At 70.1% G+C, this 21890-nt stretch carries 20 protein-coding genes; 12 read left to right on the top strand and 8 right to left on the bottom strand.

Features of this window, described 5'->3' with window-relative positions; genetic code table 11:
* Positions 1-53 precede the first annotated feature (53 nt).
* The 4 genes from ACQEVC_RS42030 to ACQEVC_RS42015 all read right to left on the bottom strand — a co-directional run bounded on the left by ACQEVC_RS42030 (position 54) and on the right by ACQEVC_RS42015 (position 3997).
* A complete protein-coding gene (locus tag ACQEVC_RS42030; protein WP_432889609.1) occupies positions 54-848 on the bottom strand; it encodes a sulfite exporter TauE/SafE family protein in 795 nt (264 codons plus the stop codon).
* A 276-nt stretch (positions 849-1124) separates the two neighbouring features.
* Positions 1125-1979, bottom strand: a complete 855-nt coding sequence (locus ACQEVC_RS42025) for an alpha/beta fold hydrolase (RefSeq protein WP_432889607.1) — start codon at positions 1977-1979, stop codon at positions 1125-1127.
* 79 nt (positions 1980-2058) lie between these two features.
* On the bottom strand, positions 2059-3045 hold the full coding sequence (locus ACQEVC_RS42020; RefSeq protein WP_432889605.1) for a zinc-dependent alcohol dehydrogenase: 987 nt from the start codon (positions 3043-3045) through the stop codon (positions 2059-2061).
* Positions 3046-3166: 121 nt separating this feature from the next.
* On the bottom strand, positions 3167-3997 hold the full coding sequence (locus ACQEVC_RS42015; RefSeq protein WP_432889603.1) for a helix-turn-helix transcriptional regulator: 831 nt from the start codon (positions 3995-3997) through the stop codon (positions 3167-3169).
* A 106-nt stretch (positions 3998-4103) separates the two neighbouring features.
* Here ACQEVC_RS42015 and ACQEVC_RS42010 point away from each other — a divergent pair, with 106 nt between their 5' ends.
* Positions 4104-4859 carry an SDR family oxidoreductase gene (locus ACQEVC_RS42010; RefSeq protein WP_432889601.1) on the top strand — a complete coding sequence of 252 codons (756 nt, stop codon included), beginning with the start codon at positions 4104-4106 and terminating at the stop codon, positions 4857-4859.
* 221 nt (positions 4860-5080) lie between these two features.
* Here ACQEVC_RS42010 and ACQEVC_RS42005 read toward each other — a convergent pair whose 3' ends face one another.
* Positions 5081-5461, bottom strand: coding sequence for a MerR family transcriptional regulator (locus ACQEVC_RS42005; protein WP_432892016.1), 381 nt, complete (start codon positions 5459-5461; stop codon positions 5081-5083).
* Positions 5462-5520: 59 nt separating this feature from the next.
* On the opposite strand from ACQEVC_RS42005, the gene ACQEVC_RS42000 reads away from it, so the two are divergent.
* The gene (locus ACQEVC_RS42000) at positions 5521-6201 is read left to right on the top strand and encodes an SDR family oxidoreductase (RefSeq protein ID WP_432889599.1); all 681 of its coding nucleotides are present in this window, start codon (positions 5521-5523) and stop codon (positions 6199-6201) included.
* A gap of 18 nt (positions 6202-6219) precedes the next feature.
* On the opposite strand, the gene ACQEVC_RS41995 is transcribed toward ACQEVC_RS42000, so the two are convergent.
* From ACQEVC_RS41995 to ACQEVC_RS41985, 3 genes are all read right to left on the bottom strand, one after another.
* Positions 6220-6399 carry a hypothetical protein gene (locus ACQEVC_RS41995; RefSeq protein ID WP_432889597.1) on the bottom strand — a complete coding sequence of 60 codons (180 nt, stop codon included), beginning with the start codon at positions 6397-6399 and terminating at the stop codon, positions 6220-6222.
* A gap of 50 nt (positions 6400-6449) precedes the next feature.
* Complete coding sequence (locus ACQEVC_RS41990) at positions 6450-8276, bottom strand: alpha-galactosidase (protein WP_432889595.1); 1827 nt, start codon at positions 8274-8276, stop codon at positions 6450-6452.
* Positions 8277-8466: 190 nt separating this feature from the next.
* Positions 8467-9048: a dihydrofolate reductase family protein gene (locus tag ACQEVC_RS41985; protein ID WP_432889593.1), complete on the bottom strand. Its 582-nt coding sequence runs from the start codon at positions 9046-9048 to the stop codon at positions 8467-8469.
* Between the two features lie 509 nt (positions 9049-9557).
* Here ACQEVC_RS41985 and ACQEVC_RS41980 point away from each other — a divergent pair.
* The 10 genes from ACQEVC_RS41980 to ACQEVC_RS41935 all read left to right on the top strand — a co-directional run bounded on the left by ACQEVC_RS41980 (position 9558) and on the right by ACQEVC_RS41935 (position 21862).
* Positions 9558-10859 (top strand): TolB family protein, encoded by a 1302-nt coding sequence (locus ACQEVC_RS41980; protein WP_432889591.1) that lies wholly within the window; start codon positions 9558-9560, stop codon positions 10857-10859.
* Positions 10860-11128: 269 nt separating this feature from the next.
* On the top strand, positions 11129-12751 hold the full coding sequence (locus tag ACQEVC_RS41975; RefSeq protein ID WP_432889589.1) for a vWA domain-containing protein: 1623 nt from the start codon (positions 11129-11131) through the stop codon (positions 12749-12751).
* Positions 12752-12806: 55 nt separating this feature from the next.
* Positions 12807-13403, top strand: coding sequence for a hypothetical protein (locus ACQEVC_RS41970; RefSeq protein ID WP_432889587.1), 597 nt, complete (start codon positions 12807-12809; stop codon positions 13401-13403).
* A gap of 10 nt (positions 13404-13413) precedes the next feature.
* The gene (locus ACQEVC_RS41965; protein ID WP_432889585.1) at positions 13414-14553 is read left to right on the top strand and encodes a hypothetical protein; all 1140 of its coding nucleotides are present in this window, start codon (positions 13414-13416) and stop codon (positions 14551-14553) included.
* A 17-nt stretch (positions 14554-14570) separates the two neighbouring features.
* Positions 14571-15884 carry a toxic anion resistance protein gene (locus ACQEVC_RS41960; RefSeq protein WP_432889583.1) on the top strand — a complete coding sequence of 438 codons (1314 nt, stop codon included), beginning with the start codon at positions 14571-14573 and terminating at the stop codon, positions 15882-15884.
* 254 nt (positions 15885-16138) lie between these two features.
* Complete coding sequence (locus ACQEVC_RS41955) at positions 16139-18163, top strand: GTP-binding protein (protein WP_432889581.1); 2025 nt, start codon at positions 16139-16141, stop codon at positions 18161-18163.
* A 210-nt stretch (positions 18164-18373) separates the two neighbouring features.
* Entirely contained in the window at positions 18374-19057 is a 684-nt protein-coding gene (locus ACQEVC_RS41950; RefSeq protein ID WP_432889579.1) for a hypothetical protein, read from the top strand.
* 161 nt (positions 19058-19218) lie between these two features.
* Positions 19219-20055, top strand: a complete 837-nt coding sequence (locus ACQEVC_RS41945; RefSeq protein WP_432889577.1) for a lysostaphin resistance A-like protein — start codon at positions 19219-19221, stop codon at positions 20053-20055.
* A complete protein-coding gene (locus ACQEVC_RS41940) occupies positions 20052-21206 on the top strand; it encodes a histidine kinase (protein WP_432889575.1) in 1155 nt (384 codons plus the stop codon). Before ACQEVC_RS41945 ends, ACQEVC_RS41940 begins: the two co-directional genes overlap by 4 nt.
* Positions 21203-21862 carry a response regulator gene (locus ACQEVC_RS41935; protein WP_432889573.1) on the top strand — a complete coding sequence of 220 codons (660 nt, stop codon included), beginning with the start codon at positions 21203-21205 and terminating at the stop codon, positions 21860-21862. Before ACQEVC_RS41940 ends, ACQEVC_RS41935 begins: the two co-directional genes overlap by 4 nt.
* The last annotated feature ends 28 nt before the right edge of the window (positions 21863-21890 follow it).

Raw genomic sequence — 21890 nt, 5'->3', positions numbered from 1 at the left:
TCCTGCCGGACGAGCTGGAGATTCTCAGCTTTCGTCGACCCGAACGGGTCGCCCTACTCGCCGAAGACGAGCAGGCGGATGATTGCCGCGAGGCCGATCACGACGATCAGGGTGCGGATCAGGAGCGGCGATAGCCGGCGTCCGACCCGGGCGCCGACGACGCCACCGAGGGTGGCACCTGCCGCGATCAGCGCCACGACGACCCAGTCGACTGATTCGGGGGAGACGAGCAGAAAGGTGACGGCCGCGATGACGTTGACGGCCGTGGTGAGCAGGTTCTTGAGGCCGGTGATGGACTGGATGTGCTCTGCGGTCAGCACGCTCATCAGGCCGACGAGGAGGATGCCCTGCGCGGCGCCGAAGTAGCCGCCGTAGACGCCGAGCAGGTAGACGCCGACCAGTACGGCGGTCAGCCGGAGCCGGGTCAGTGTGGCCAGGCGCCCGTATCGGGTGCCGGGATCCCGGCCACGGGCGGCGCGGCGTTGCAGTGCCGGACCCCACACCACCATGCTTATGCCGAGCGCCACGAGGGCCGGCACGATCATGCGAAATGCGTCGTCCGGCAGGATGAGCAGCAGAACCGCGCCGGTGATCCCGCCCAACACCGCGGCGGGCAGCAGGCGGCGCAGGCTATGGCCATGTCCGGTGAGCTGGTGCCGGTAGCCGAACGTCCCGGTGATGCCGCCGCCGACCAGGCCGATGTTGTTGGACACGTTCGCGACCAGCGGCGAGTGGCCGAGCAGCAGCAGCGTCGGAAAGGTGACGAGCGTGCCGGAGCCAACCATGACGTTGATCATGCCGGCCCAGAACCCCGCGGTGAGGATGACGGCCGCTTCCACCACCGTCATGACGATGCTGGCCGATTCGACCGGTGCCCGACGGCTGCCGGAGCCCTACAAGCACCGTTGGAGACAACCTCCAAAGTCTGGCCCCCACTCCTTACCCGTCTGATCTGAGCTTCCGCCGGTGTGGCCGCGGGGGCCAAAGGCGTCTGTCTGGTGGCCAGCCGAGCCGGATTGACGACCGGCGCGGGTGGGCCAGCCGTTGGGCGAGGCTGCTGAGGTAGCGGTTCACTGGCGTCGGCACAGGGGGAGCGGCCTCGGGCCTCCCCGGGGGAGGCGCGCTCAGCCGAGTCCTCCGATGATCTTCGCTACCTCGCCTGGCATGGACAGGAATGGCGAGTGGGAGGAATCCAGCGTCACGACGGAGGTGGGATTGTCCGGGAAGGCGGCGTCGGCTTCCTCGACGAGTACCCGCTGGAGGGCCGGGCGGATCGCCATGTCGCGCGCGCAGGTGATGTAGGTACGCGGGAGGGAGCCCCAGCCGTCGCGGGTCAGCCGGGTGGTGCCGAGCATCATGCCGAGCGGGGCGTCCGGGGTGAGCAGGCCCAGGGCGGCGTCGGCGACGACCGGGTCGACGTCGCCGTAGAACGCGTCGCGAAGCTGTTGACGATAGGCGGGGTCGTTCGAGGCGAGGTCGAGCCGCAGCGCCCCTGTTACCCGGGGATCGCCCCGAAGGGCGGGCAGGACCAGCGCGTCGGCGTTCTCCGGCAGCGTGAAGTACTGGTCGGCGGCCTTGCCGGAGGCAGGCATGATCGCAGCGAGGTAGCCGGCGTGAGCCACCAGTTCGGGAACCTGCTGCGCCGCCCGGGTCAGGACGGGGCCGCCCATGCTGTGCGCCACCACCGTGACCGGGCCGCCGCGGCCGAGCCGTTCGATCTGGGAAATCAGCAGATCGGTCGCCTGGTCGAGATCCACATCCGCCACCGGCGAGACCTCGGTGGCCAGGGCCTCCGGGGCGAACGGACGTACGGTCAGGCACTCGGGCCGACGGGCGCGTAACCCGTGCCCGACCATGTCGACCGCCAGGGTCGGGCGGTGGTACGGCCCGAGGTGGGCGATGACCTCGTTCCAGCACCAGGCACCATGCCAGGAGCCGTGCAGGAGCAGAATCGGGGTGGACGTGGGGGACAAGGCCACTCCTTGAGGTGGGGGTGCAGTGGGGTCGAAAGGACGTCTGACCGTACTGCGGCAATCACCATTCGTGGGGCTTGACGGTCTACAGCTCACCAGAGGGCGTCACGCGTTGCCGAGTGCGAGATCCGGAGTGTGGACGGGCCGGCTCGATCACGACCTTGATGGCGCCCGACGCGCGATCGGCGGCGACCCGGAATGCCTCCGCGGCCGCCTCCAGCGGGAAGCGGTGGGTGATGAGCGTGGCGGGAACTTCGGGTCTCTCCGCGAGCATCCGCGCGGCCTCCTCGACCTCTCGTACCCCGTCGTGTCGGCCGTAAGCGATGGAGTGCACGAAGGTCAGCTCCTTGGTAAGGCTGACTATTCCGGGAACTGGTTCGTTCTCCGGGTAGACACCGGTGGACACGACGCGGCCTCCGGGACGGGCGGCTGCGGCGGCACGTCCGAGGCTGGACCGGCTCCCCGCGGCGTCGATCACCACGTCGTACTCGCCGCCGGGTTCTCCGCACCCAAGCTCCTCGGCCGCGCACCGCTGGTGCGGATACCTCGCTTCGACATCGACGTCATGACCCGCAGCCTGCGCCGCCGCGGCGGCCAGTAGCCCGATGGACCCGCCGCCGAGCACGAGCAGACGCTCACCGGGACGCGCCCGGGCGCGCCGGACAGCGTGCCAGGCGACCGCGGCCGGCTCGATCAGACATGCGTCACGGACGTCGAGGCCGTCCGGCAGGGACAGCAGGGTGTACTCCGGCACCCGCACGCGCTCGGCCATCCCGCCGTCGCTGAACACTCCGAGGTTGCCGTGACCCTCCTCGGTACAACGCTGCGTACTGCCGACTCGGCACTGTGCACATTCGCCGCCATAGATGGTGGGCTCGACGAACCAGCCCCGTCCCTCGTCGTCGATCCCCGCGAACTCGTGTCCGTAGACGAAACCAGAGACTCCCGCCGCGGCGAAACCCACGTCTGTTCCGCAGATTCCTGCCGAGACGACCGACAGGCGTACGCCGTCACCTTCGGGCTCCGGCACGTCGACGGTGCGTATTCCACCGTTGTTGACGACCGCACGCATCGCGTACCTCACTAAAGATAGGAGTCAATTCATTGCCGCGGTGATCCGTGCCGCGCCGTCCGATGACGCCGCTGCCACACACAGTCCGGATTCGGGAGGGGACGCGCGCCACATCTGCCGCTCAGCCGTGTTGGCGTCCGGTGGCAGCCAGCGAGCCGAGGAGGGCGAGGGCGGCGCGGCTCGCCGAGGCCGGTTCGGCGTGGTACACGACGAGTTCCTGGCCGGGGCTGGAGCGGACGTCGAAGGTCTGCATCGTCAGGGTCAACGGGCCCACGTCGGGGTGTCGGAAGCGCTTGCGTTCGAGTGCCTTGCCGCGGGCGTCGTGCCGGGCCCACAGTTCGGTGAACTCGGGGCTGCGTTCCAGAAGTTCGGTGAGTACCTGCCGGATCCGGGGGTCGGCGGGGGCCTGGCCGTGGCCGAGCCGGAATCCGGCCACCGAGTTGACCGCGACGTCATGCCAGTCCTGGTAGAAGGTTCGCGCGGCCGGGTCCGTGAAGACGACGTGCATGAGGTTGCGCGAGTGTGTCCAGTCGTGGAAGAGAGCGTCGGCGATGGTGTTGGAGGCGAGTACGTCGCAGGCGCGGTTGTAGATGATGGCCGGGTTGTGCGGCCAGGCGTCCATCAGCTCCAGCAGGCTCGGGTCGACGCGGCCGGTCCCGGCGGCGGTCCTGGTCGACGGGCTGAGCCCGGCCAGCCGGAACAGATGCTGGCGGCCGTCCTCGTCGAGCCGCAGTGCGACGGCCAGCGCGTCCACCACGTGTGCTGACGGCGTCCGTTCACGACCCTGTTCGAGCCGGATGTAGTAGTCGGTGCTGACCCCGGCCAGCAGTGCCACCTCTTCCCGCCTGAGGCCGGGAACCCGGCGATGGCCCGTGCTGCGGAGGTTGGCCTCGGCCGGTGTGACCTGGGCCCGCCGGGCGGTGAGGTAGGCGCCGAGATCAGACCGCGTCATACCGCCATGCTAGGCCCCGGTACGCGGTTCTTCCTGGGGGTGATGCTCCCAGGAGGAACCCGGCCTGCCGGGAGACGCCCGGATCCGCCAGTGTCGAGTCATGTCGATGAACCAGACAGATGGCGGCGGCCGCAAGGTCGTCCTCGTGACCGGGGCAAGCAGCGGAATCGGTGCGGCCATCGCCACCCGGCTCGCGGCTGAGGGCCACCAGGTGGTCGCGGGCGCGCGGCGGACCGATCGCCTGCGAGAATTGGCCGAAGGCTCCGCGAAGGCAGCCGTCCGCTCCGGCGGCGGCCTGCATCCGGTACGGCTCGACGTGACCGACCGTACCGACTTCGCTGCCTTCGCCCGGGCCGCCAGGGATCGCTTCGGACGGGTCGACGCACTGGTCAACAACGCCGGAGTCATGCCGTTGTCGCGATTGGACTCGCTGCTGCTGGACGAGTGGGACCGGATGATCGACGTGAACGTGCGCGGTCTGCTGCACGGGATCGCCGCAGCCCTGCCCATCTTCACCGCGCAGGGGTCCGGGCACTTCGTCACGATCGCGAGCATCGGCGCCCACCAGGTCGTTCCCACCAGCGCCGTCTACTCCGGCACCAAGTACGCCGCCTGGGCGATCACCGAGGGACTGCGCCAGGAGTCCGATCCCGCCGTCCGGGTCACCACCGTCTCCCCGGGTGTGGTCACCTCCGAACTCGCGGAGTCGATCACCGAACCCGGCGCCGCCGAGGCCATGCGCAGCTACCGTGCGCACGCGATCAAGCCGGAGGCCGTCGCCGACGCCGTGTCGTACGCCCTCGCCCAACCGGCCGAGGTCGACGTCAACGAGATCGTCGTCCGGCCCGCCCGGCAACGCTGAGCTTCACCGAGGCCGCCGGCGGCGGTGCGGACGGGGGCGACCGACCGTCGTCGGGTGGGGTCGGAGCGAGGAGTCACTGCCGACCGTGGAGCAGCTCACCCCGGCGACCCGGACGACAAGGCCAGCGCTCGCCGACGACCTGGACCGGCGGCCGGTGATGGTCCACTACGCGGCGCCGCCGATGGCGGGGGCAGGCCAGGTCTGGTCGCCGATCGGATCGCTCAGGCTGTCGCGGGACCGGCCTCGACGCGGCAACCGCTCTGCGCGCTGGTGGAATACGCGATAACCGCGTCCAGCCGGTCGCGGGCCGCGGTCAGTTCGGCGATCTGGCCGTCGATCCGGTCCCGCTCGGCGGCCAACCGGGCCTGCGACTCCGGCGTGCTGACGTTGGCGTTCACGCACGGCAGCAGCTCGGCGATGGTGCGGCTGGACAGGCCGGCCGCGTACAACTGCTGGATCAGCCGTACCCGGTCCGCAGCCTCGTCCGGGTAGCGGCGCTGGCCCCGGGGACTGCGGCCGGCGGCGAGCAGCCCCTGCTCCTCGTAGTAGCGCAGGGCGCGCACGCTCACACCCGCCCTGGCAGCCAACTCGCCGATCCGCATGGTGACCCCCGCCACAACACTTGCCTCTGACGTCAACGTCAGCTTCTAGCGTACGTCGCATGCAGATCTCTGGAGCAGTTGCCCTGGTCACCGGGGCCAACCGCGGCCTCGGCCGGCACTTCGCACGCCAACTGCTGGAGCGCGGCGCCAAGGTGTACGCCACCGCCCGCCGCCCGGAACTCGTCGACCTCCCGGGCGCACACGTGTTGCGCCTGGACATCACGGATCCAGCCTCGATCGCCGCCGCCGCGGATGCCGCGCCGGACGTCACGCTGCTGGTCAACAACGCCGGCCTGGACACCGTCACCAATCTCGTCACCGGCGACCTCGCCGAGATTCGGCGCGAGATCGACACCCACTTCTGGGGCACGCTCGGCATGATCCGGGCGTTCGCGCCACGGCTCGGCGGCGGGGCGATCCTCAACGTGCTGTCCGCGATGTCGTGGTTCAACCACGACGGGCACACCGCGTACGGGGCGGCGAAGGCGGCCGAGTGGAACCTGACCAACGGCGTACGCCTGGAGCTCGCACCCCACAAGACGCTGGTGACCGCCCTGCACCTGGGCGCGGCGGACACCGACATGTCCCGTGACTACGAGGGGCCGAAGGTCGACCCGGCGCTGGTCGTACGGAGCGCGCTGGACGGGCTCGAGCAGGACCGGATCGAGGTGGTCGCCGACGAGTGGAGTGCCCACGTGAAGGCCTCCCTCGCCGGCGACCCGAGTGCCTTCTACGGTTAGCCCGAGTGCCTTCCACGGTTAGCCCGGACGCCGGTCGAGCGCGATCGTACCGACGCGGCCTTCGTCAACGCGGCCTTCCCGGTGCCGTTCCCGCTCGTCGCCGGTCACGGGATCGCCGGCCGCATCGACGCGGTGCGCGGGCGTCGAGGGCTGGACGCCCGGCCAGCGCGTCGCGGTCGGCTGGTTCGGCGGCACCATCTGCCGGGCCGTGGCGACGGCGTGAGTCGAGGAGGGGTGGTCGGGCGTGCTCAGACCTGCGTGCGCCGCCACTGCTGGTTGGTGGCTGAGCCGCAGCTCCATTGCACCACCTGGGCACCGTCGCCGGTGGCCGCGTTCTGCACCTCGAGGCACTTGCCGCTGTGCCGGGCCACCAACTGGACATAGCCGGAGCCGGTGTCCTGGACGCGCCACTGTTGGTTGGTGCCGCCGTGGCAGGTCCACTGGACGACCCGCGCGCCGTCGGCGGTGGTGCCGGCGCCGCCGTACACGTCGAGGCACTTGCCGCTGTTGACGCTGGCGACGGTGACGTAGCCGTCGCCGGTGTCGGCGAAGCGCCAGCGCTGGTTGGTCTGGCCGTTGGCCGCCCACTGCACGACGTCGGCGCCGTCGGCGGTGGCGGCGTTGTAGACGTCGGCGAGCTTGCCGCTGTGCCGGGCGGTCAGGGTGTACGTGGCCGGTGTGGGGACGGTGCTGGTCGGGGAGAGCCGGTAGAGGCCGGCACCGTGCCCCGGGATCGACCGGGCCAGCGTGCCGCTGACGGTGCCGAGGCCGGCCCCGGACCAGAGGTCGGTCACGGTGGCCGAGCCGATGCCCAACGTCGACAGGTCGAGCGTGACATCGCCGGTGGCGGCGTCGCGGTTGAACAGTGCCACGTACCGGTCGCCGCTGCCGGGTACGTCGGCGGCCCACACCTGGCGGGCGCCGCCGACGAGCTGGCGGTTGTTGGTGCTGTTCTGGTCGACGTCGAGTACCCGGGTATTCGTCATCAGGGCCAGGTCGGAGGGGCGGTTCTCGACCAGGTTGCCGCCCCACATCAGCGGTGCGCGGTTGATCGCCCACAGGGTCATCAGGGTGCGCTGCTCATCGGGAGTCAGGTTGGAGTAACGGGGCGAGCCGACCGGCCCGAACTTGGAGAGCCGGCCTATCGGGATCATGTCCGGGTCCGGCCATGCCCCGGTCGCCCGGTGCGGCGCCCAGTCGCGAAGCTGGTCGAAGAGCCGGTCCAGGCCCGGCCAGTCGTCCCACAGGTCGTTCACGATCCGCCACATGTGGGCGTTGGCCCGCACGTGCGAGCTGGCCGACAGCGGGGTCGCGCCGGGGGAGAGACTCAGCACCATCGGACGGCCGCTGCGCTCGATCGCCAGCCGGTAGCCGGCCACCTCCTCCTGCCGGTACGTCGGTGCCGCGATGTCGTCCACCTTCACGTAGTCGACGCCCCAGCCGGCCAGCAGCTCGAACACCGAGTCCAGGTACGCCTGCGCGCAGGGGTGGGACATGTTCAGGCCCCACATCAGGTTGAGCCAGGCCGCGGTGGTGTTGTTGTTGATCTGGTTGGCCCGGCAGTCGGTGCCCAGGATCGGCACGTTGTCGGCGACGGCCTGGCGGGGGATGCCGCGCATCAGGTGTACGCCGAACTTCAGCCCCTGGGCGTGGACGTAATCGGCCAGCGGCTTGAACCCGTTGTTCCCGACCGCGGACGGGAACCGCGTGGTGTCCGGCAGGAGCCGGCCGTTGCCGTCCATCCGCAGCCGTGGGTTGAGGTTCCCGTCCTGGTTCGGGCTGCCGGTGTGGGCGCCCGGGTAGTACCAGGCCCAGTCGATGACGACGTACTGCCAGCCGTGCTGGCGGAGGTTGTCGCGCAGGTAGTCGGCGTTGGCCCTGACGTCGGCCTCGGTGACGCGCCAGTTGAACGCGTCGTAGCTGTTCCAGCCCAGTGGCGGCGTGTTCGCCGTGCCGTTGTCCCATGCCTGGGCCCGCCCGGACCGGCCTGTCACGAGGCCGACCGTGCACAGGAGTGCCAGCAGGACGAGGACGGCGTACCGTGGCGCGACGCAACACGCGTGGAATCGGCTCATCGATCCTCCAAGGAGCACGCCACCCCGGGGTGGGCCAGTCATTTCGATCGATGTTAGCGATCACATGGCGGAAGTCAACTCGTCGTCGCGCCCCGCCGCAGGCGCTCGGCGTCGACCAGGCCGTGCGCGGTCAGGTGCGCGCGCCCGCTGCTCCGCGGGTGTCGCCGGGCCGCGGAGCAGCGGTGCCATCTCAGTGGACGACGTCGTAGATCAGCTTGGTGATGCCGTTGCCGTACGTCTCGGACTCGACCACCTTCAGCATCTGCTTGTCCTTGTCGGTCTCGCTGAACATCCGCTTGCCGGCTCCGAGCAGCACCGGGAAGACCAGCAGGTGGTAGCGGTCGATCAGGCCGGCGTCGGAGAGGTTGCGGGCCAGCGTGGCGCTGCCGTGGATGACGATCGGTCCGCCCTCGGTCTCCTTGACCCTCGCCACGTCCTCCAGGGAGCGCAGGATGGTGATGTCACCCCAGTTGTCGACCAGGGCGTCCCGGCCGAGGGTGGTCGAGACGACGTACTTCGGCAGTTCCTTGAGAGCGGCGAAGTCCGCCATGTCCGGCCAGACCGGCGCGAACGCCTCGTAGCTGGTCCGGCCGAACATCAGCGCGGTGGCCTCCTCGGTCTCCCGGCCCTTGAGTTCGTAGGCCTCGGGTACGAACTCGATGTCCTGGTAGGTCCAGCCGCCGCTGCGGTGGGCCTCGGATCGGGTGCCGCCGCCGGGAGAGTCGACGACGCCGTCCAACGAGACGAAGGCGGTGTAGATCAGCGTGCGCATCTTCGATGTCCTATCCGTGGTCTGGGTGGGTGTCCTCAGTCTTCGCCGGTCTGACGTGCTCGGCCACGATTAGGCGCAAACCTAATCCAAAGGCGGCCACCTGATCGACAGGCAGTTCAGGGCGCCCGGATGGCGCGACGGACTCTCCGGACTCCGGGCCCCCGCGTACGCCGAGAACGCGTTCGCGCTCTGCTACGCCGAGGACGCGCTCGGCCTCTGCTATGTCAAGGACACCGGCCGGGCGATCGTACTCACGTGTTCGGCAGGACACCGGCTACCAACCCGGTTACGACACCGAACGCGCCGCCGACTACATCTCCTGGTTGCGTGCGGGCAACGAACGCTGACCACCCGACTCGGGGCGTGACTTCATTTGGCGTCAACCGAATGTCCGAGCGGTCAGTCAGTCTGTCTTGTCTGGACGATCAGCCTACGGGAACGTGGACGCACTCGACGGAGGTGAAGCCCCGATGATCAGTACGGCGGTGTCTCTAGCTATGGCGGCGACGTTGGCCGTTCCACCCGTGGGTACCGGCCGGACCCTCGATTTCTCCACGGCGGGTCGCGGTACGACGGTCCGGGTCAGTGTCTCCGGCACCGGCGAGCAGGGAAACAGCCTCGCGTTTGACGGCGCGACAAGCCGGGACGGGCGCTACGTGGCGTTCTCGTCGTACGCCTCGAATCTGGTTTCGGGGGACACCAACGAGGAGGCCGACGTGTTCGTTCGTGACCGCGTGGCAGGCACCACCACCCGGGTGAGCGTCGCCGGCGACGGCAGCCAGGGCAACGCCTGGAGCGTGGAGCCGGTGCTCAGCGCCGACGGTCGCTTCGTGGCGTTCACCTCCCGGGCGTCCAACCTGGTCCCCGGCGACGCGAACGACGAACCGGATGCGTTCGTCCACGACCGGTTGACCGGCACCACCCGAATCGCCAGCGTGTCCACCGAGGGGGCCCAGGCCGACAGCGGGATCAGCGGTACGCGGATCAGTGCGGACGGCCGGTTCATGGCCTTCGACTCGTGGGCGTCCACCCTGGTCCCCGGCGACACGAACGGTATCGCGGACGTCTTCGTCCGCGACCTTCGAAGAGGCGTCACGAGCAGGGTGAGCGTGTCGAGCCTCGGTGCGGAGGGCAACCATCTGAGCCAGGAGCCGGCGATTTCGGCGGATGGCCGGTTCGTGGCCTTCTCGTCGGAAGCCTCGAACCTCGTTCCCGGCGACACCAACGAGTCGCCGGACGTGTTCGTCCACGACCGGCGGAACGGGGTGACGAGCCGGGTGAGCGTCACCGACGACGAGGGCGAGGCGGTCGGGCCGGCAGCGGAGCTCGGCAGCCGGAGCCCGGCGATCAGCGCGGACGGCCGGTACGTGGCGTTCACCTCCTTCGCCCTCAACCTGATGCCCGGCGACACCAACGACTTCCCGGACGTGTTCGTCCGCGACCGCCGGGCCGGCACCACCCGCCCCGTCAGCGTGTCGTCCGGCGGTACCCAGGCAGACGCGGCCGGCCGGGGCCCGTCGATCAGCGCCGACGGCCGGTACGTCGCGTTCAGTTCGGCGGCGACGAACCTGGTCGCGGGGGACACCAACGAGGATCTGGACATGTTCCTGCACGATCGCCGGACCGGCAGCACGATCCGGGTCAGTGTCTCCACCGGTGGCGTCCAGGGCAACGGTAGCGTCCTGCCGGGCCAGGTCAGCGGCGATGGCCAGCACGTCGTGTTCTCGTCGTACGCATCCAACCTCGTCGCCGCCGACAGCAACGAGACGCAGGACGTGTTCGTCTGGGACCGCCGTGGCACGGTTGGCTGACCGGCCTGGCGGCAGCGACCAGGTGACCAGCCACGGCGGCGCCGGACCCGGCGGTCGACCGGTCGCTCGCTGACAAGCGCACCAGGTGGTCCCGCCGAGCCGTCGATATCCGGCCCGGCGGGACCGGTGCGACCCACGGCCGGCGGAACCCACTGTTCATGATTCCTTCGACGTCCCGTTAGCCCATCGGTGCTACCAACGAGCACGGTCCAGACAGACAGTCGGCCGGCAGCGTTGGAACGGGAGCGCACGTGCGGGTAAGAGGGCTCATGGCGGTCGTCGTCGCGACGATGGTGATGGCCGCCGGATGCACCAGCGGAAAGCCCACCGAAGGCGGCGGCGGTGGTGAGGGCGGCGGCTCCACGTCGTTGAGAATCGTCGCCGGGTCCGAGCAGGAGACCGTCGTCAACACGATCGTCAAGCCCTGGTGTGCCAGCAAGGGCTACACCTGCGACGTGACGTTGAAAGGTTCGGTCGACCAGGCCCGGCTGCTCGCCGCCGGCAGCCGGGACTACGACGCCTACTGGTTCGCCTCCAGCGTCTTTTCCCAGCTCGGTGACAAGGCCAACGTGCTGCGGGACGTGAAGCCGATGTTCCTCACCCCGGTGGTGTTCGCCGGTTGGCGCAGCGAGATGCGGCGGCTCGGCTTCGCCGGCCGGCCGGACGTCGCCATCGCCGACATTCTGCGGGCCGTGGAGTCGGGGCAGACGAACGTCTGGGTCACCAACCCGACGCAGTCCAACTCCGGCGCGACCGTGCTGTTCGGCTTCCTGAACTACTTCGCCGGCAACGGCCCGGGTAGGCCGTTGACGCAGGAGCAGTTGGACTCCCCGGCCGTGGAGCAGGGCGTGACCCGGTTCATCAACGCGATGGACCAGACACCGCCGTCGACCGGCACGCTGATGACCGAGTGCGTCGCGCGCCCCGACGCCTGCCGGACGATGTTCACCTACGAGGACCTGGTGATCGAGAAGAACCAGGAGCTGGTCAGGGCCGGCAAGGAGCCGCTCGTGGTGGCGTACCCACGCGGGTCGCTGGCGATCAGTGACGCGCCGCTCGGCTTCCTCCCGGATCCGGACAACGCCGACGCCGGCAGGCGGAAGGTCTTCACCGAGTTGCAGGACCATCTGCTCAAGGACGCCGGGGCGCAGGCCCAGCTACTGAGGTTGGGACGGCGTCCGGCCAGCGGCGTCGGGTTGACGCTGGACAACCCCGACCTGTCGGTCTTCAACCCGGAGTGGGGCATCCAGGCGACCGTGAACGAGCAGGGCATCCAGTATCCGGCGACACCGGTCATCGAGGCCGCGCTGGACCGGTACCAGACCCGCTACCGGCGCCCCGTCAACACCTTCTACTGCCTCGACGGCAGCGGGTCGATGTCCTCGAACGATGGCTGGGACGGAGTGAAGGCCGCTGCGCACCAGGTCTTCGACCAGGACCAGGCCGCGCTGAACTTCCTGCTGACCCACCCGCAGGACGTGACCACGGTCGGGATCTTCAACAGCGGGGTTACCGCCGGGAGCCCCTGGACGGTGCAGGGCAACGACGGTGCGGGGTTGCACGGGCTCACCGAAAAGATCAACAGCTACGAGCCCACCGGCGGCACCAACATGTACACCTGCCTGCGACGCGCCATGGAGGAACTGGGTAGATCGCAGTCCAACGACCGCAGGCGGCTGGTGGTGCTGATGACCGACGGCCAGTCCGACACCCGCCACCGGGAGTCGGCCCTGTCCGGGCTGAAGGCGTCGGGCGTACCGGTGATCGCGATCGCGTTCGGCCGGGACGCGGACCCGGGGCAGCTCAAGGAGGTCGCGTCGGCCACCGGCGGCGCGTTCGTCCAGCAGGACGACCTGGTGGCGGCACTGCGCCAGGCGGCTGGCTACAAGTGACGGCCGGTTCGGGTGGCGGCCGCCGGGCCGGCGTACATCGGCGGGGGTGGTCCCGGTGAGAGGGAAACTGGCGGCGCCGGTCGCGCTCGGCACGGCCGTCGCGGTCTTCGCCGGGATGTTCGTGCTCACCAGCAGCTTCCTGTGGGCGCCGCTGCTGGCGATCGCGGCGTCGGTCGGGGTGTACCTGATGATCGACGACCGTAGCCCCGCGCAGGCGCTGAGCGACGACTACCTCGACGAGGCGCGCGCCAAGGTCGGGGAGGCGCTCTCGATCCTGCGCGGCATCGAACGCCTCAACCCCGAGGTCCAGGCGCCGACCGCCCGCGCCGCCCTGGAGTCGGCCTGCCGGTACGTGCCGGAGCTGTTCGACCGGGTCCAGGCCAAGTCGCCGAACAGCCTCTACTCCACCGCCAGCCAGATCGCCGGCCACCTGAGCAGCCTCGACGGAGCGGTGCGGCAGTACCTCGACATCCAGCGCGAGCCGGTGCTCTACACCGACCCGGAGGCGCTCAAGCGCAGTGGCGAGCTGGCGTTCGAACGCTTCGCCGCGTTCGCCCTGGACAGCGTGCGGCTGGTCAACCAGGGCGACATCGCGCAGTACCGGGCCAACCTCGACACCGTCGCGCCGCCGAAACTTCCTGAGTGGGGATGAAGGAGTAATCGTGAGATCGCCCAGCGTTCGGTTCCTGGTCGGACTGGTTACGGTGATCGTCGTCTGCGTCGTCGCCGCCCTGCTGTGGTCGAGGTCCGGCGGGACCTCCACGCCGGCCGCGCTGACCACACTGACCTGCGTCGGCGGCTCGGAGAAGTCCGAGCTGATGGCCGACCCCGAGGTCACTCGGGTGCTGCGGGACAGGTACCGGCTGGAGGTGAGCTTCCAGCCTCTCGGCTCGTACGACCAGGTGCAGCTGAGCACCGACGAGCTCAGCGCGCGCCGGGTCGACTGCCTCTGGCCGTCGAGCGCGAGCGCGCAGAGTGTCTTCGAGGCGCAGCACCAGGGGGCCTTCCCGGAGTACCGCGCGGAGAACCTGTTGCAGTCGCCCGAGGTGGTCTACGCCGGGCCGCGCGGCACCGACGCGCTGGTCAAGATGGGCGTCGTCCAGCAGCGGGACAGCCGTTTCCACATCGTGAACATGAAGTCCCTGCTGTTGGACTACGTGCTGAAGAAGCAGACCTGGGACGGCATCGGTGCGGCCGAACTACGGGGTCCGATCACGATCTCCAGCACCGATCCGGCCAAGTCCAACAGCGGCTTCGTGCTCGCCCAGCTCCAGTTGAGCATCCTCGCCACCGACGACGTGTTCCAGGCGCCGAACCTCGCGCAGGCACGCCGGGCCCTGCCGACCATGCGGGCACTCTACGACGCGCAGGGCCTGCAGGCCCGCACCTCCGATTCGGGGTTCCGGGAGTGGCTGACCCAGGGCGGGGAGTTCAAGTCCCCGCTCTACGCCGGTTACGAGAACCAGCTCATCCAGCAGGTCGTGCAGAGCGGCGCGAACAGCGCCAACCTGCTCAGGAACGTCCGGGTGCTCTATCCGGAACCGACCATCTACAGCGACCACCCGGTCCTGGCGCTCAACGCCACCGCCGCCGGGTTCATCGAGGCGATGAAGGATCCGGAGATCCAGCGCATCGCGTGGCAGACGTACGGCTTCCGCTCGGCGGTCCAGGTCGGTGTCAACGACGTCGCGGACTTCCCGGACATCGACCTCGCCGAGCAGGTCCGCACCACCCCGGCGCCGGCGGCGGACGTGACACTCGCGCTGCTGAGCTGCATGAAGGACGCCAAGACCTGCCAGTGAGAGAGAACGGACCTGTCATGACCGACGGATTGCAGATCGACTTCGGCAGCATCGTGGGTGGCACGGCCGCCCCGCCGGCCGGTGCCGCCGACACCGCCATCACCAGTACCCTGACCACCGGCCAGCCCCGGGAGCTGGTCTGCGTGGACCTGCTCAGCCCGGCGCAGCGGGCCCAGGCCGAGGCGGCGGCCGGGCAGCTCTACCCGGCGATGCTGGCCAACACCGACCAACTCGCCTCGTTCGGCAACAGCGCGATCGACCAGGTCAACGCCCAGGTCAGCCGGATCTTCCACGAGGTCGGCCGGGTCAACATCCCGGAACTCACCGGCATCATGCACGAGCTGAACGACCGGATGCGCAACTTCCGGCGCAAGTACGACCCGAGCGACCCGAAGATCCGGGAGACGTTCAACAGGTTCTCCGACGCCGTCAAGGGGCTGTTCCGGAAGGGCCGCGACCTGCTGGAGATGCTGTTCGAGGAGGCCAGGACGGTCGAGCAGCAGTTGGACCGGGTAGCCGGGCAGCTCAGCTCGAAGCAGGTGCAGCTCAAGCGCAACGTGGTGCTCTGCGACGAGCTCTACAAGGCCAACGAGGCGGCGATCGGCCAGCTCATCGGCGCGATCGCGGTGATGGAACTCGTCCGGGAGGTGGCGCTCGCCGACGCCCGGTCGATCACGGTGACACCGGGTGCGGTCGACGAGCGTGATCAGCAGGAGCGTCTCTCGCTGGTCACCGAGTTCATCCAGGCCCTTGAGGTACGCATCAACGAGTTCCAGCAGCGGCTCTTCGTCGCCTGGTCGACCTCCCCGCAGGTGCGCAACATCCGTACCCTGAACTACGGGCTCGGCCAGCGCCTCGCGCTGCTGATGAACCTGACCATCCCGACGATGAAGCTCACCATCGCGCAGTGGGCGCTGCTGTTGCAGGCCAACCAGGCCGCCGACATGCAGCAGGCGGTCGCCGACGGCGCCAACGACGTGCTCTCCGCGTACGCGCGGGCGTCGAAGGCCGCCGTGCCGCAGATCGTCCGGACGATCCAGACTCCGACGATCCGCCCGGAGACGCTCCTGGAGGTCGCGGAGTCGATCGACGCACAGGCCCGGGGCATCGAGGAGGCCGTCAGGTACGGCCAGCAGAAGCGTGCCGAGGTGGTCACCGCGATCGTGACCGCCAACGAATCGATGTCGCAGTCGGCGAATCGGCTCTCCAAGACCGTGGTCGAGCTGGTCAGCCGGGCGAAGGAGCCGCTGGCGCTACCGGCCGGGCCGCAGCTGCCCGCTTCGGTGCTGGAGCAGGCGTCGGCGGTCGACCTGACCCGACAGTCCGGCTGATCCCACCGACCGTTCCGCCGGCCGGATGGGTTAACTCGGTCGTGCGGGGTTCCGAGCCGTGGTTGACTCGGGCGAGGTCCAACCGACGAACAACCTTTTTCCACCTCCCTCGCGGTCCGTCGTGGCCGCAAGGAGGTCGGGGCCGCGCGCCGCGCGGTTCAGGTGAAAAAGGTTCAACGACCAGGGAGATGATATGCGAGCCACGTCCACCTCCATCGGACAGGGAACTTCGATTTCTTCGAGGGGTGTGGCGGTTGGCGCGGAGAACGCTGAACCTGGGGATCCTGGCGCATGTCGACGCCGGTAAGACGACTCTGACCGAACGGCTGCTGTACGCGGCCGGGGTCATCGACACCGTCGGCGAGGTCGATGCCGGCACGACCCGCACCGACACGCTGGCGCTGGAACGCCAACGTGGCATCACCATCAAGTCCGCCGTCGTGTCGTTCGAGATCGCCGGCGTGACGGTCAACCTGATCGACACACCCGGCCACCCGGACTTCATCGCCGAGGTCGAGCGAGTACTCAGCCTGCTCGACGGCGCCGTTCTGGTGATCTCGGCCGTCGAGGGCGTCCAGCCGCAGACCCGCGTCCTGATGCGCGCGCTACGGCGGTTGCGCGTACCGACGCTGCTGTTCGTCAACAAGATCGACCGGGGCGGTGCCGATGCCGGGCGGGTGCTCGAGGCAGTCAGGAACCGGCTCACGGCCGCGATCATCCCGATGGGTACGGTCGGCGGGATCGGTACTCCCGCGGCACGGTTCGTCCCGTACGGTTTCGGCGATCCCGCGTTCCGAGCGGCGCTGACCGAGGCGCTCGTCGACCGGGACGACTCACTGCTGGCCGCGTACGTCGAGAATGAGCGCGCCGTCACGGACCGGCGGCTGCGCGGGGAACTGGCGGCGCAGACGCGGCGGTCGTTGGTCCATCCCGTCTTCCTCGGGTCGGCGATCACCGGGGAGGGCGTGGCCGCCCTGATGGCCGGCCTGGCCGAACTGCTGCCCGCGGAGGCCGGCGATGCCGGAGCCGCTGTCTCCGGCCGCATCTTCAAGATCGACCGTGGGTCGGCGGGGGAGAAGATCGCCTACCTCCGGATGTTCGCCGGCACGCTGCGCGTCCGGCAGCGGTGCTGCGTCACGGGCGTCGGCGGCGCCGAGGCCGAGGCCAAGGCGACGGCCATCAGCGTCTCGGAGAACGGCGGGTGGGTCCGACGCCCGGAACTCGCCGCCGGCGAGATCGGCCGGCTGTGGGGCCTGAGCGGGGTACGGATCGGCGACACGATCGGTCGGCCACCCCCGACCGGCGGCGAGCACCATTTCGCCCCGCCGACGATGGAGACCGTCGTCGCCCCGGTACGCCCGGCCGACGACGGCGCGTTGCGCGCCGCGCTGGCGTGGCTGGCCGAGCAGGATCCGCTGATCGCCGTTCGGGCGGACGACACCGGCCGGGAGGTCTCCGTCTCGCTCTACGGTGAGGTCCAGAAGGAGGTCGTCCAGGCGACCCTGGCGACCGAGTTCGGCATCGACGTCACGTTCCGCGAGACGACCGTCGTCTGTGTCGAGCGTCCGGTCCGGCTCGGCGAGGCCGTCGAGATCCTGAACACCGAGTCGAACCCGTTCCAGGCCACCATCGGCCTGCGGATCGAGCCCGGTCCGGCCAACTCGGGAACCGAGTTCCGGATGCGGGTCGAGCCGCAGGCAGTGCCGATGTACGTCTACCGCAACGCCGGCACTTTCGCCGAGCACATGAGCCAGTACGTGCGCCGGGCCCTGCGCGAGGGCAGGTTCGGCTGGCAGGTCACCGACTGCGTCGTCACCATGATCGACTGCAACTACAGCCTGGCCGACGGCCCGCCGTCGAGGCGGGGCCCGCTCAGTACCCCGGCGGACTTCCGCAACCTCACGCCGATCGTGCTGATGCGGGCGCTCGACCAGGCCGGAACCGTGGTCTGCGAGCCGGTGCTCCGGGTGAGCCTCGAAATCCCGGTGTGGGCGATCAGCGCCGTGCTGACGGCCCTGGGCCGCCTCGGCGCGGCAGTGCGGCAGCAGTCGGTACGGGGCGACCTGACCACGATCGAGGCGGTCGTGCCAGCCGCGCGACTGCCGCACCTGCAACGACAGCTACCGGGACTGACCGGGGGCGAGGGCGTCATCGAGTCCACGTTCGACGGCTACCGGCCGGTCCGCGGCGAACCACCGACCCGGGCGCGGACCACGGCCGATCCCCGGCACCGCGATCGGTACCTGACCTCCCTGACCCGGCAGGGCGCCCGGGGTTGACGTGACCACTCGCCGCTGGGCCGGTAATGGTGCCCGTCGGTACCGGTGCCAGGGCGGGTGCGAAAGCTGGAGAGCGGCCGGCAGGTGGCGGAGCAGGTCCGGGCGACCGGCGTCATCACCGGCAGGCAGGCGACGGAACGCCGTGAAGGCCGGCCGCTGTCCTGGATGGACGGATGGCCGGCTGACGGAGGCGTGTGTGACACTCGTCGCGTGACGTGGCCTCCACCGCCGGGCCCGCCCGGCTATCCGGGCGTGCCCCCACCGCAGACCGGCATGACCGTGCCAGCACCGGCCCCGCCGAAGTCCAACGGGCCGCTCATCATCGGCCTGGTCGGTGGGTTCCTGGCCCTGTGCCTGGTCGGAGTCTGCGGGGTCGCGGCGGTCGGCGTGGCGATCAACAACCGGACGGACAGTTCGCGGACCACCGTCGGAAGCACCTACCCGCCACCCGAGGCGGTCCGCACCACCGAGCCGGCACCGCCGACCAGGCCGGCACCGCCACCGCCGCCGGCCAGCATCGGGCAGTGCATCGGCGTCGACCTGGCCGGGAACTTCCTCGGGGTCGGCAACTGCAACGGCAGCAGCGGCACCTACCGGGTGGTGTCGGTCGACTACGACCAGAGCAACTGCGCCGACCCCGACGCTCCCTACATCACCGAAGATGGATATCGGCTCTGTCTGGAGCGCCACCTGGTGCGCTTCTTCTGCTACCGGTTCCCGAAGGGTGACGGCTGGATCGTCCACGCGCCGAAGTGCAAGGCGAAAGGCACGGTTCACATCATCGACATAATCCCAGGCGCATCCAACGGTGACAGGTGCACGCGGGACCACAGGTGGAACCGCTGGTACCGGTTCACACATCCGACTGTCGTCTACTGCGTCATGCAGTACTGACGCCTGCCGCAGCGCCGTCCGCTTCTTCCGCGGCAACGCTTGTCCCCCGGGCGAGCTACCCAGGAGTGTCCACCGTGCGGTGACGATTCCCGGCCGACGAATCCATAGCGTTCAGGACAGCCACGGCGCTTCGGCCGTGGCCTTCTCGCGAAGGAGTCGTCATGCGACTGTTGAAGCAGTTCGGGGCCGTCGCGGCGGTCGCCCTCGCCGGCAGCCTGGCCGTCGGTGCGGTCCGGGGAAACCCGTTCCTCACCCTGGGTCTCGGTCTCGCGACCGCGGTGCTCGCGTTGCTCACGTACGCGTGGGTGGTGCGGCGCACCGAGCGTCGGGCGCCGGTGGAGGTGGCCGGGAAAGGCGCTGGTGCTGCCGTGGGCCGGGGACTGCTGATCGGTGTCGGGATGTTCGCGGCCGTCATCGCGAACATCGCGCTGCTCGGCGGCTATCGGATCGACGGCATGGGCTCGGCGGCGGGCGCACTGGCGCTGCTCGGTTTCATGGCCGCGGCTGCCGTGACGGAGGAGCTGATCTTTCGCGGCATCCTGTTCCGGATCGTCGAGGAGCGTATCGGCACCTGGGGATCGCTGGTGCTGACCGGCCTGCTGTTCGGTCTGGCACACCTGTTCAACGCGCACGCCACCCTGTGGGGCGCGATCGCCATCGCGGTCGAGGCCGGCGGCATGCTCGCCGCCGCGTACGCCGCCACCCGTACCCTGTGGCTGCCGATCGGCCTGCACTTCGGCTGGAACTTCGCCCAGGCCGGCGTCTTCGGCACCACCGCCTCCGGCAGGACCGGGCCGGAGGGTCTGCTGGACGGCGTACTGTCCGGGCCGACCCTGCTCAGCGGTGGTGAGTTCGGGCCGGAGGCGAGCCTGTACGCGGTGCTGGCCGGCGTGGTGCTGACCATCGTGTTCATGTGGCTGGCCCGCCGGCGTGGCCACCTGGTGCCCCGCCGCCGGCGCACCGCCCGGACCGACCCGACCGCTACGCTCGCGCAGTGATCGACCTTCGGCGGGTCCCGGACCGGTGGCGGCGGTGTGACGTCACGGTCCGGGATCTCCCGTTCGCGCTGCTGCTCGCCGTCGCGTCGCTGCTGCCGGCGCTCCACGGCCAGGGCACCCAGGTCGGCGACCTGCCAACCCGCCCCTTCGACGCGCTGGCCGTCGCGGTGATCGCCCTGCAGGCCCTACCGCTGACGGTACGCCGGCGGTGGCCGGCCGTGTGCCTGGTCCTGGTGTCGCTCGGCTTCGTCGGCGACCAACTCCTCGGTTACCACGCGTTCTCGGGTACCGCGCTGCCGATCGCCCTGCTGAGCGCGGGCGCCTACCTGGAACGTCACCGGCGTGCCGCGGCGATGCTGCTCTCCGCGGCGTACGTGCCGCTGGCGGTCGCGCTGCACCGGCTCGGCGCCACCGAGCCGGTGGAGGGATTCGTGGTGTTCTACCTGGCGCTGGTCCTCGCCTGGGGAATCGGATCGTGGCTGCGGTCCACCCGGGCCGCCGAGGCCGAGCGTCGGCACCGCGTCGCCGAGGCCAGCCGTACCGCCGAACGCACCCGCATCGCCCGGGAACTCCACGACGTGGTGACCCACCATGTGACGGCGATGGTCGTGCAGGCGGAGGCGGCACGATATCTGACCGCCGCCCCCGCCCGGCTCGACGAGACCCTCAGCGCCATCACCGACACCGGCCGGCGGGCCATCACCGACCTGCGGCACCTGCTCGACCTGCTCAACCCCGACCACGGGACCGACGCCAGGATGCCGTCCGTCGGCGACCTTCCCGGGCTGGTGGAGCAGACGCGCCGGGCCGGGCAGCCGGTGGAGTTCACCGAGCAGGGCAGGCCGGCGGAGTCGACCGGCAGCGCCGAGCTGGCGGCCTACCGGGTGGTGCAGGAGGCCCTGACGAACGCCCTCAAATACGCTCACGGCAGCCGCACCGTGGTCCAGGTGCAGCACGGCGCAAGGGAGATCACCGTGGAGGTCAGCACCGACGGTTCGGACTCGCGGACCGCCTCGCCCGGCGGAAGCGGGCGGGGCCTGGCCGGGCTCCGCGAACGCGTCGACGTGCTGGGCGGCGAGTTCAGCGCGGACCGGCAGCCGGGCGGCGGCTTCGTCGTACGGGCCCGCATCCCCGCGGGGAGCCGGGCGTGACCACACCGGTCCGGGTACTGGTCTGTGACGACCAGGCGCTGATCCGCACCGGGTTCGCGACGATCATCGACGCGCAGCCCGACCTCGAGGTGGTGGGCGAGTGCGGGGACGGGCGTGCCGCGGTCGACCTCGCCGGCCGGCTGCACCCGGACGTGGTGGTGATGGACGTCCGGATGCCGGTACTCGACGGCATCGGGGCGACCCGCCTGCTGGCCGGGGTCGGGGTGGCGCAGCCCGTCAAGGTGCTCGTGGTGACGACGTTCAACCTGGACGAGTACGTGTACGAGGCGCTGCGCGCGGGGGCGAGCGGGTTCCTGCTCAAGGACGCCCCGCCGGCACAACTGCTGCACGGCATCCGCACCGTCGCGACCGGTGCCGCACTGCTGGCACCCGAGGTGACCCGGCAACTCGTCGGCAGGTACGCGGCGCGGATCCGTCCCGCCGAGGGCATGCCGGACGGCGCCGGGTTGACCCCGCGCGAACTGGAGGTGCTGCGCCTCATCGCCAACGGCCTGTCCAACAGCGAGATCGCCACGACCCTGGTGATCAGTCAGGAGACCGTCAAGACGTACGTGTCGCGCATCCTCACCAAGCTCGACCTGCGCGACCGCGTACAGGCGGTGGTCTACGCCTACCGCAGCGGCCTGGTGACCTGAGGCTTCCGCCGGCCGGCCCGTGTCACCC

Origin of the sequence: Plantactinospora sp. CA-294935 (assembly GCF_050936445.1) — a bacterium.
In the GTDB taxonomy this organism is placed as follows: Bacteria; Actinomycetota; Actinomycetes; order Mycobacteriales; family Micromonosporaceae; genus Plantactinospora.
This window is presented reverse-complemented; position numbering and strand designations above follow the sequence as displayed.

Excerpts from the sequence above, each read along its gene's own strand:
- ACQEVC_RS42030 (WP_432889609.1), bottom strand. The coding sequence starts at position 848 with ATGACGGTGGTGGAAGCGGCCGTCATCCTCACCGCGGGGTTCTGGGCC.
- ACQEVC_RS42020 (WP_432889605.1), bottom strand. The coding sequence starts at position 3,045 with ATGCGTGCGGTCGTCAACAACGGTGGAATACGCACCGTCGACGTGCCG.
- ACQEVC_RS42015 (WP_432889603.1), bottom strand. The coding sequence starts at position 3,997 with ATGACGCGGTCTGATCTCGGCGCCTACCTCACCGCCCGGCGGGCCCAG.
- ACQEVC_RS42010 (WP_432889601.1), top strand. The coding sequence starts at position 4,104 with ATGAACCAGACAGATGGCGGCGGCCGCAAGGTCGTCCTCGTGACCGGG.
- ACQEVC_RS42005 (WP_432892016.1), bottom strand. The coding sequence starts at position 5,461 with ATGCGGATCGGCGAGTTGGCTGCCAGGGCGGGTGTGAGCGTGCGCGCC.
- ACQEVC_RS42000 (WP_432889599.1), top strand. The coding sequence starts at position 5,521 with ATGCAGATCTCTGGAGCAGTTGCCCTGGTCACCGGGGCCAACCGCGGC.
- ACQEVC_RS41995 (WP_432889597.1), bottom strand. The coding sequence starts at position 6,399 with ATGGTGCCGCCGAACCAGCCGACCGCGACGCGCTGGCCGGGCGTCCAG.
- ACQEVC_RS41990 (WP_432889595.1), bottom strand. The coding sequence starts at position 8,276 with ATGAGCCGATTCCACGCGTGTTGCGTCGCGCCACGGTACGCCGTCCTC.
- ACQEVC_RS41985 (WP_432889593.1), bottom strand. The coding sequence starts at position 9,048 with ATGCGCACGCTGATCTACACCGCCTTCGTCTCGTTGGACGGCGTCGTC.
- ACQEVC_RS41975 (WP_432889589.1), top strand. The coding sequence starts at position 11,129 with ATGGCGGTCGTCGTCGCGACGATGGTGATGGCCGCCGGATGCACCAGC.
- ACQEVC_RS41960 (WP_432889583.1), top strand. The coding sequence starts at position 14,571 with ATGACCGACGGATTGCAGATCGACTTCGGCAGCATCGTGGGTGGCACG.
- ACQEVC_RS41945 (WP_432889577.1), top strand. The coding sequence starts at position 19,219 with ATGCGACTGTTGAAGCAGTTCGGGGCCGTCGCGGCGGTCGCCCTCGCC.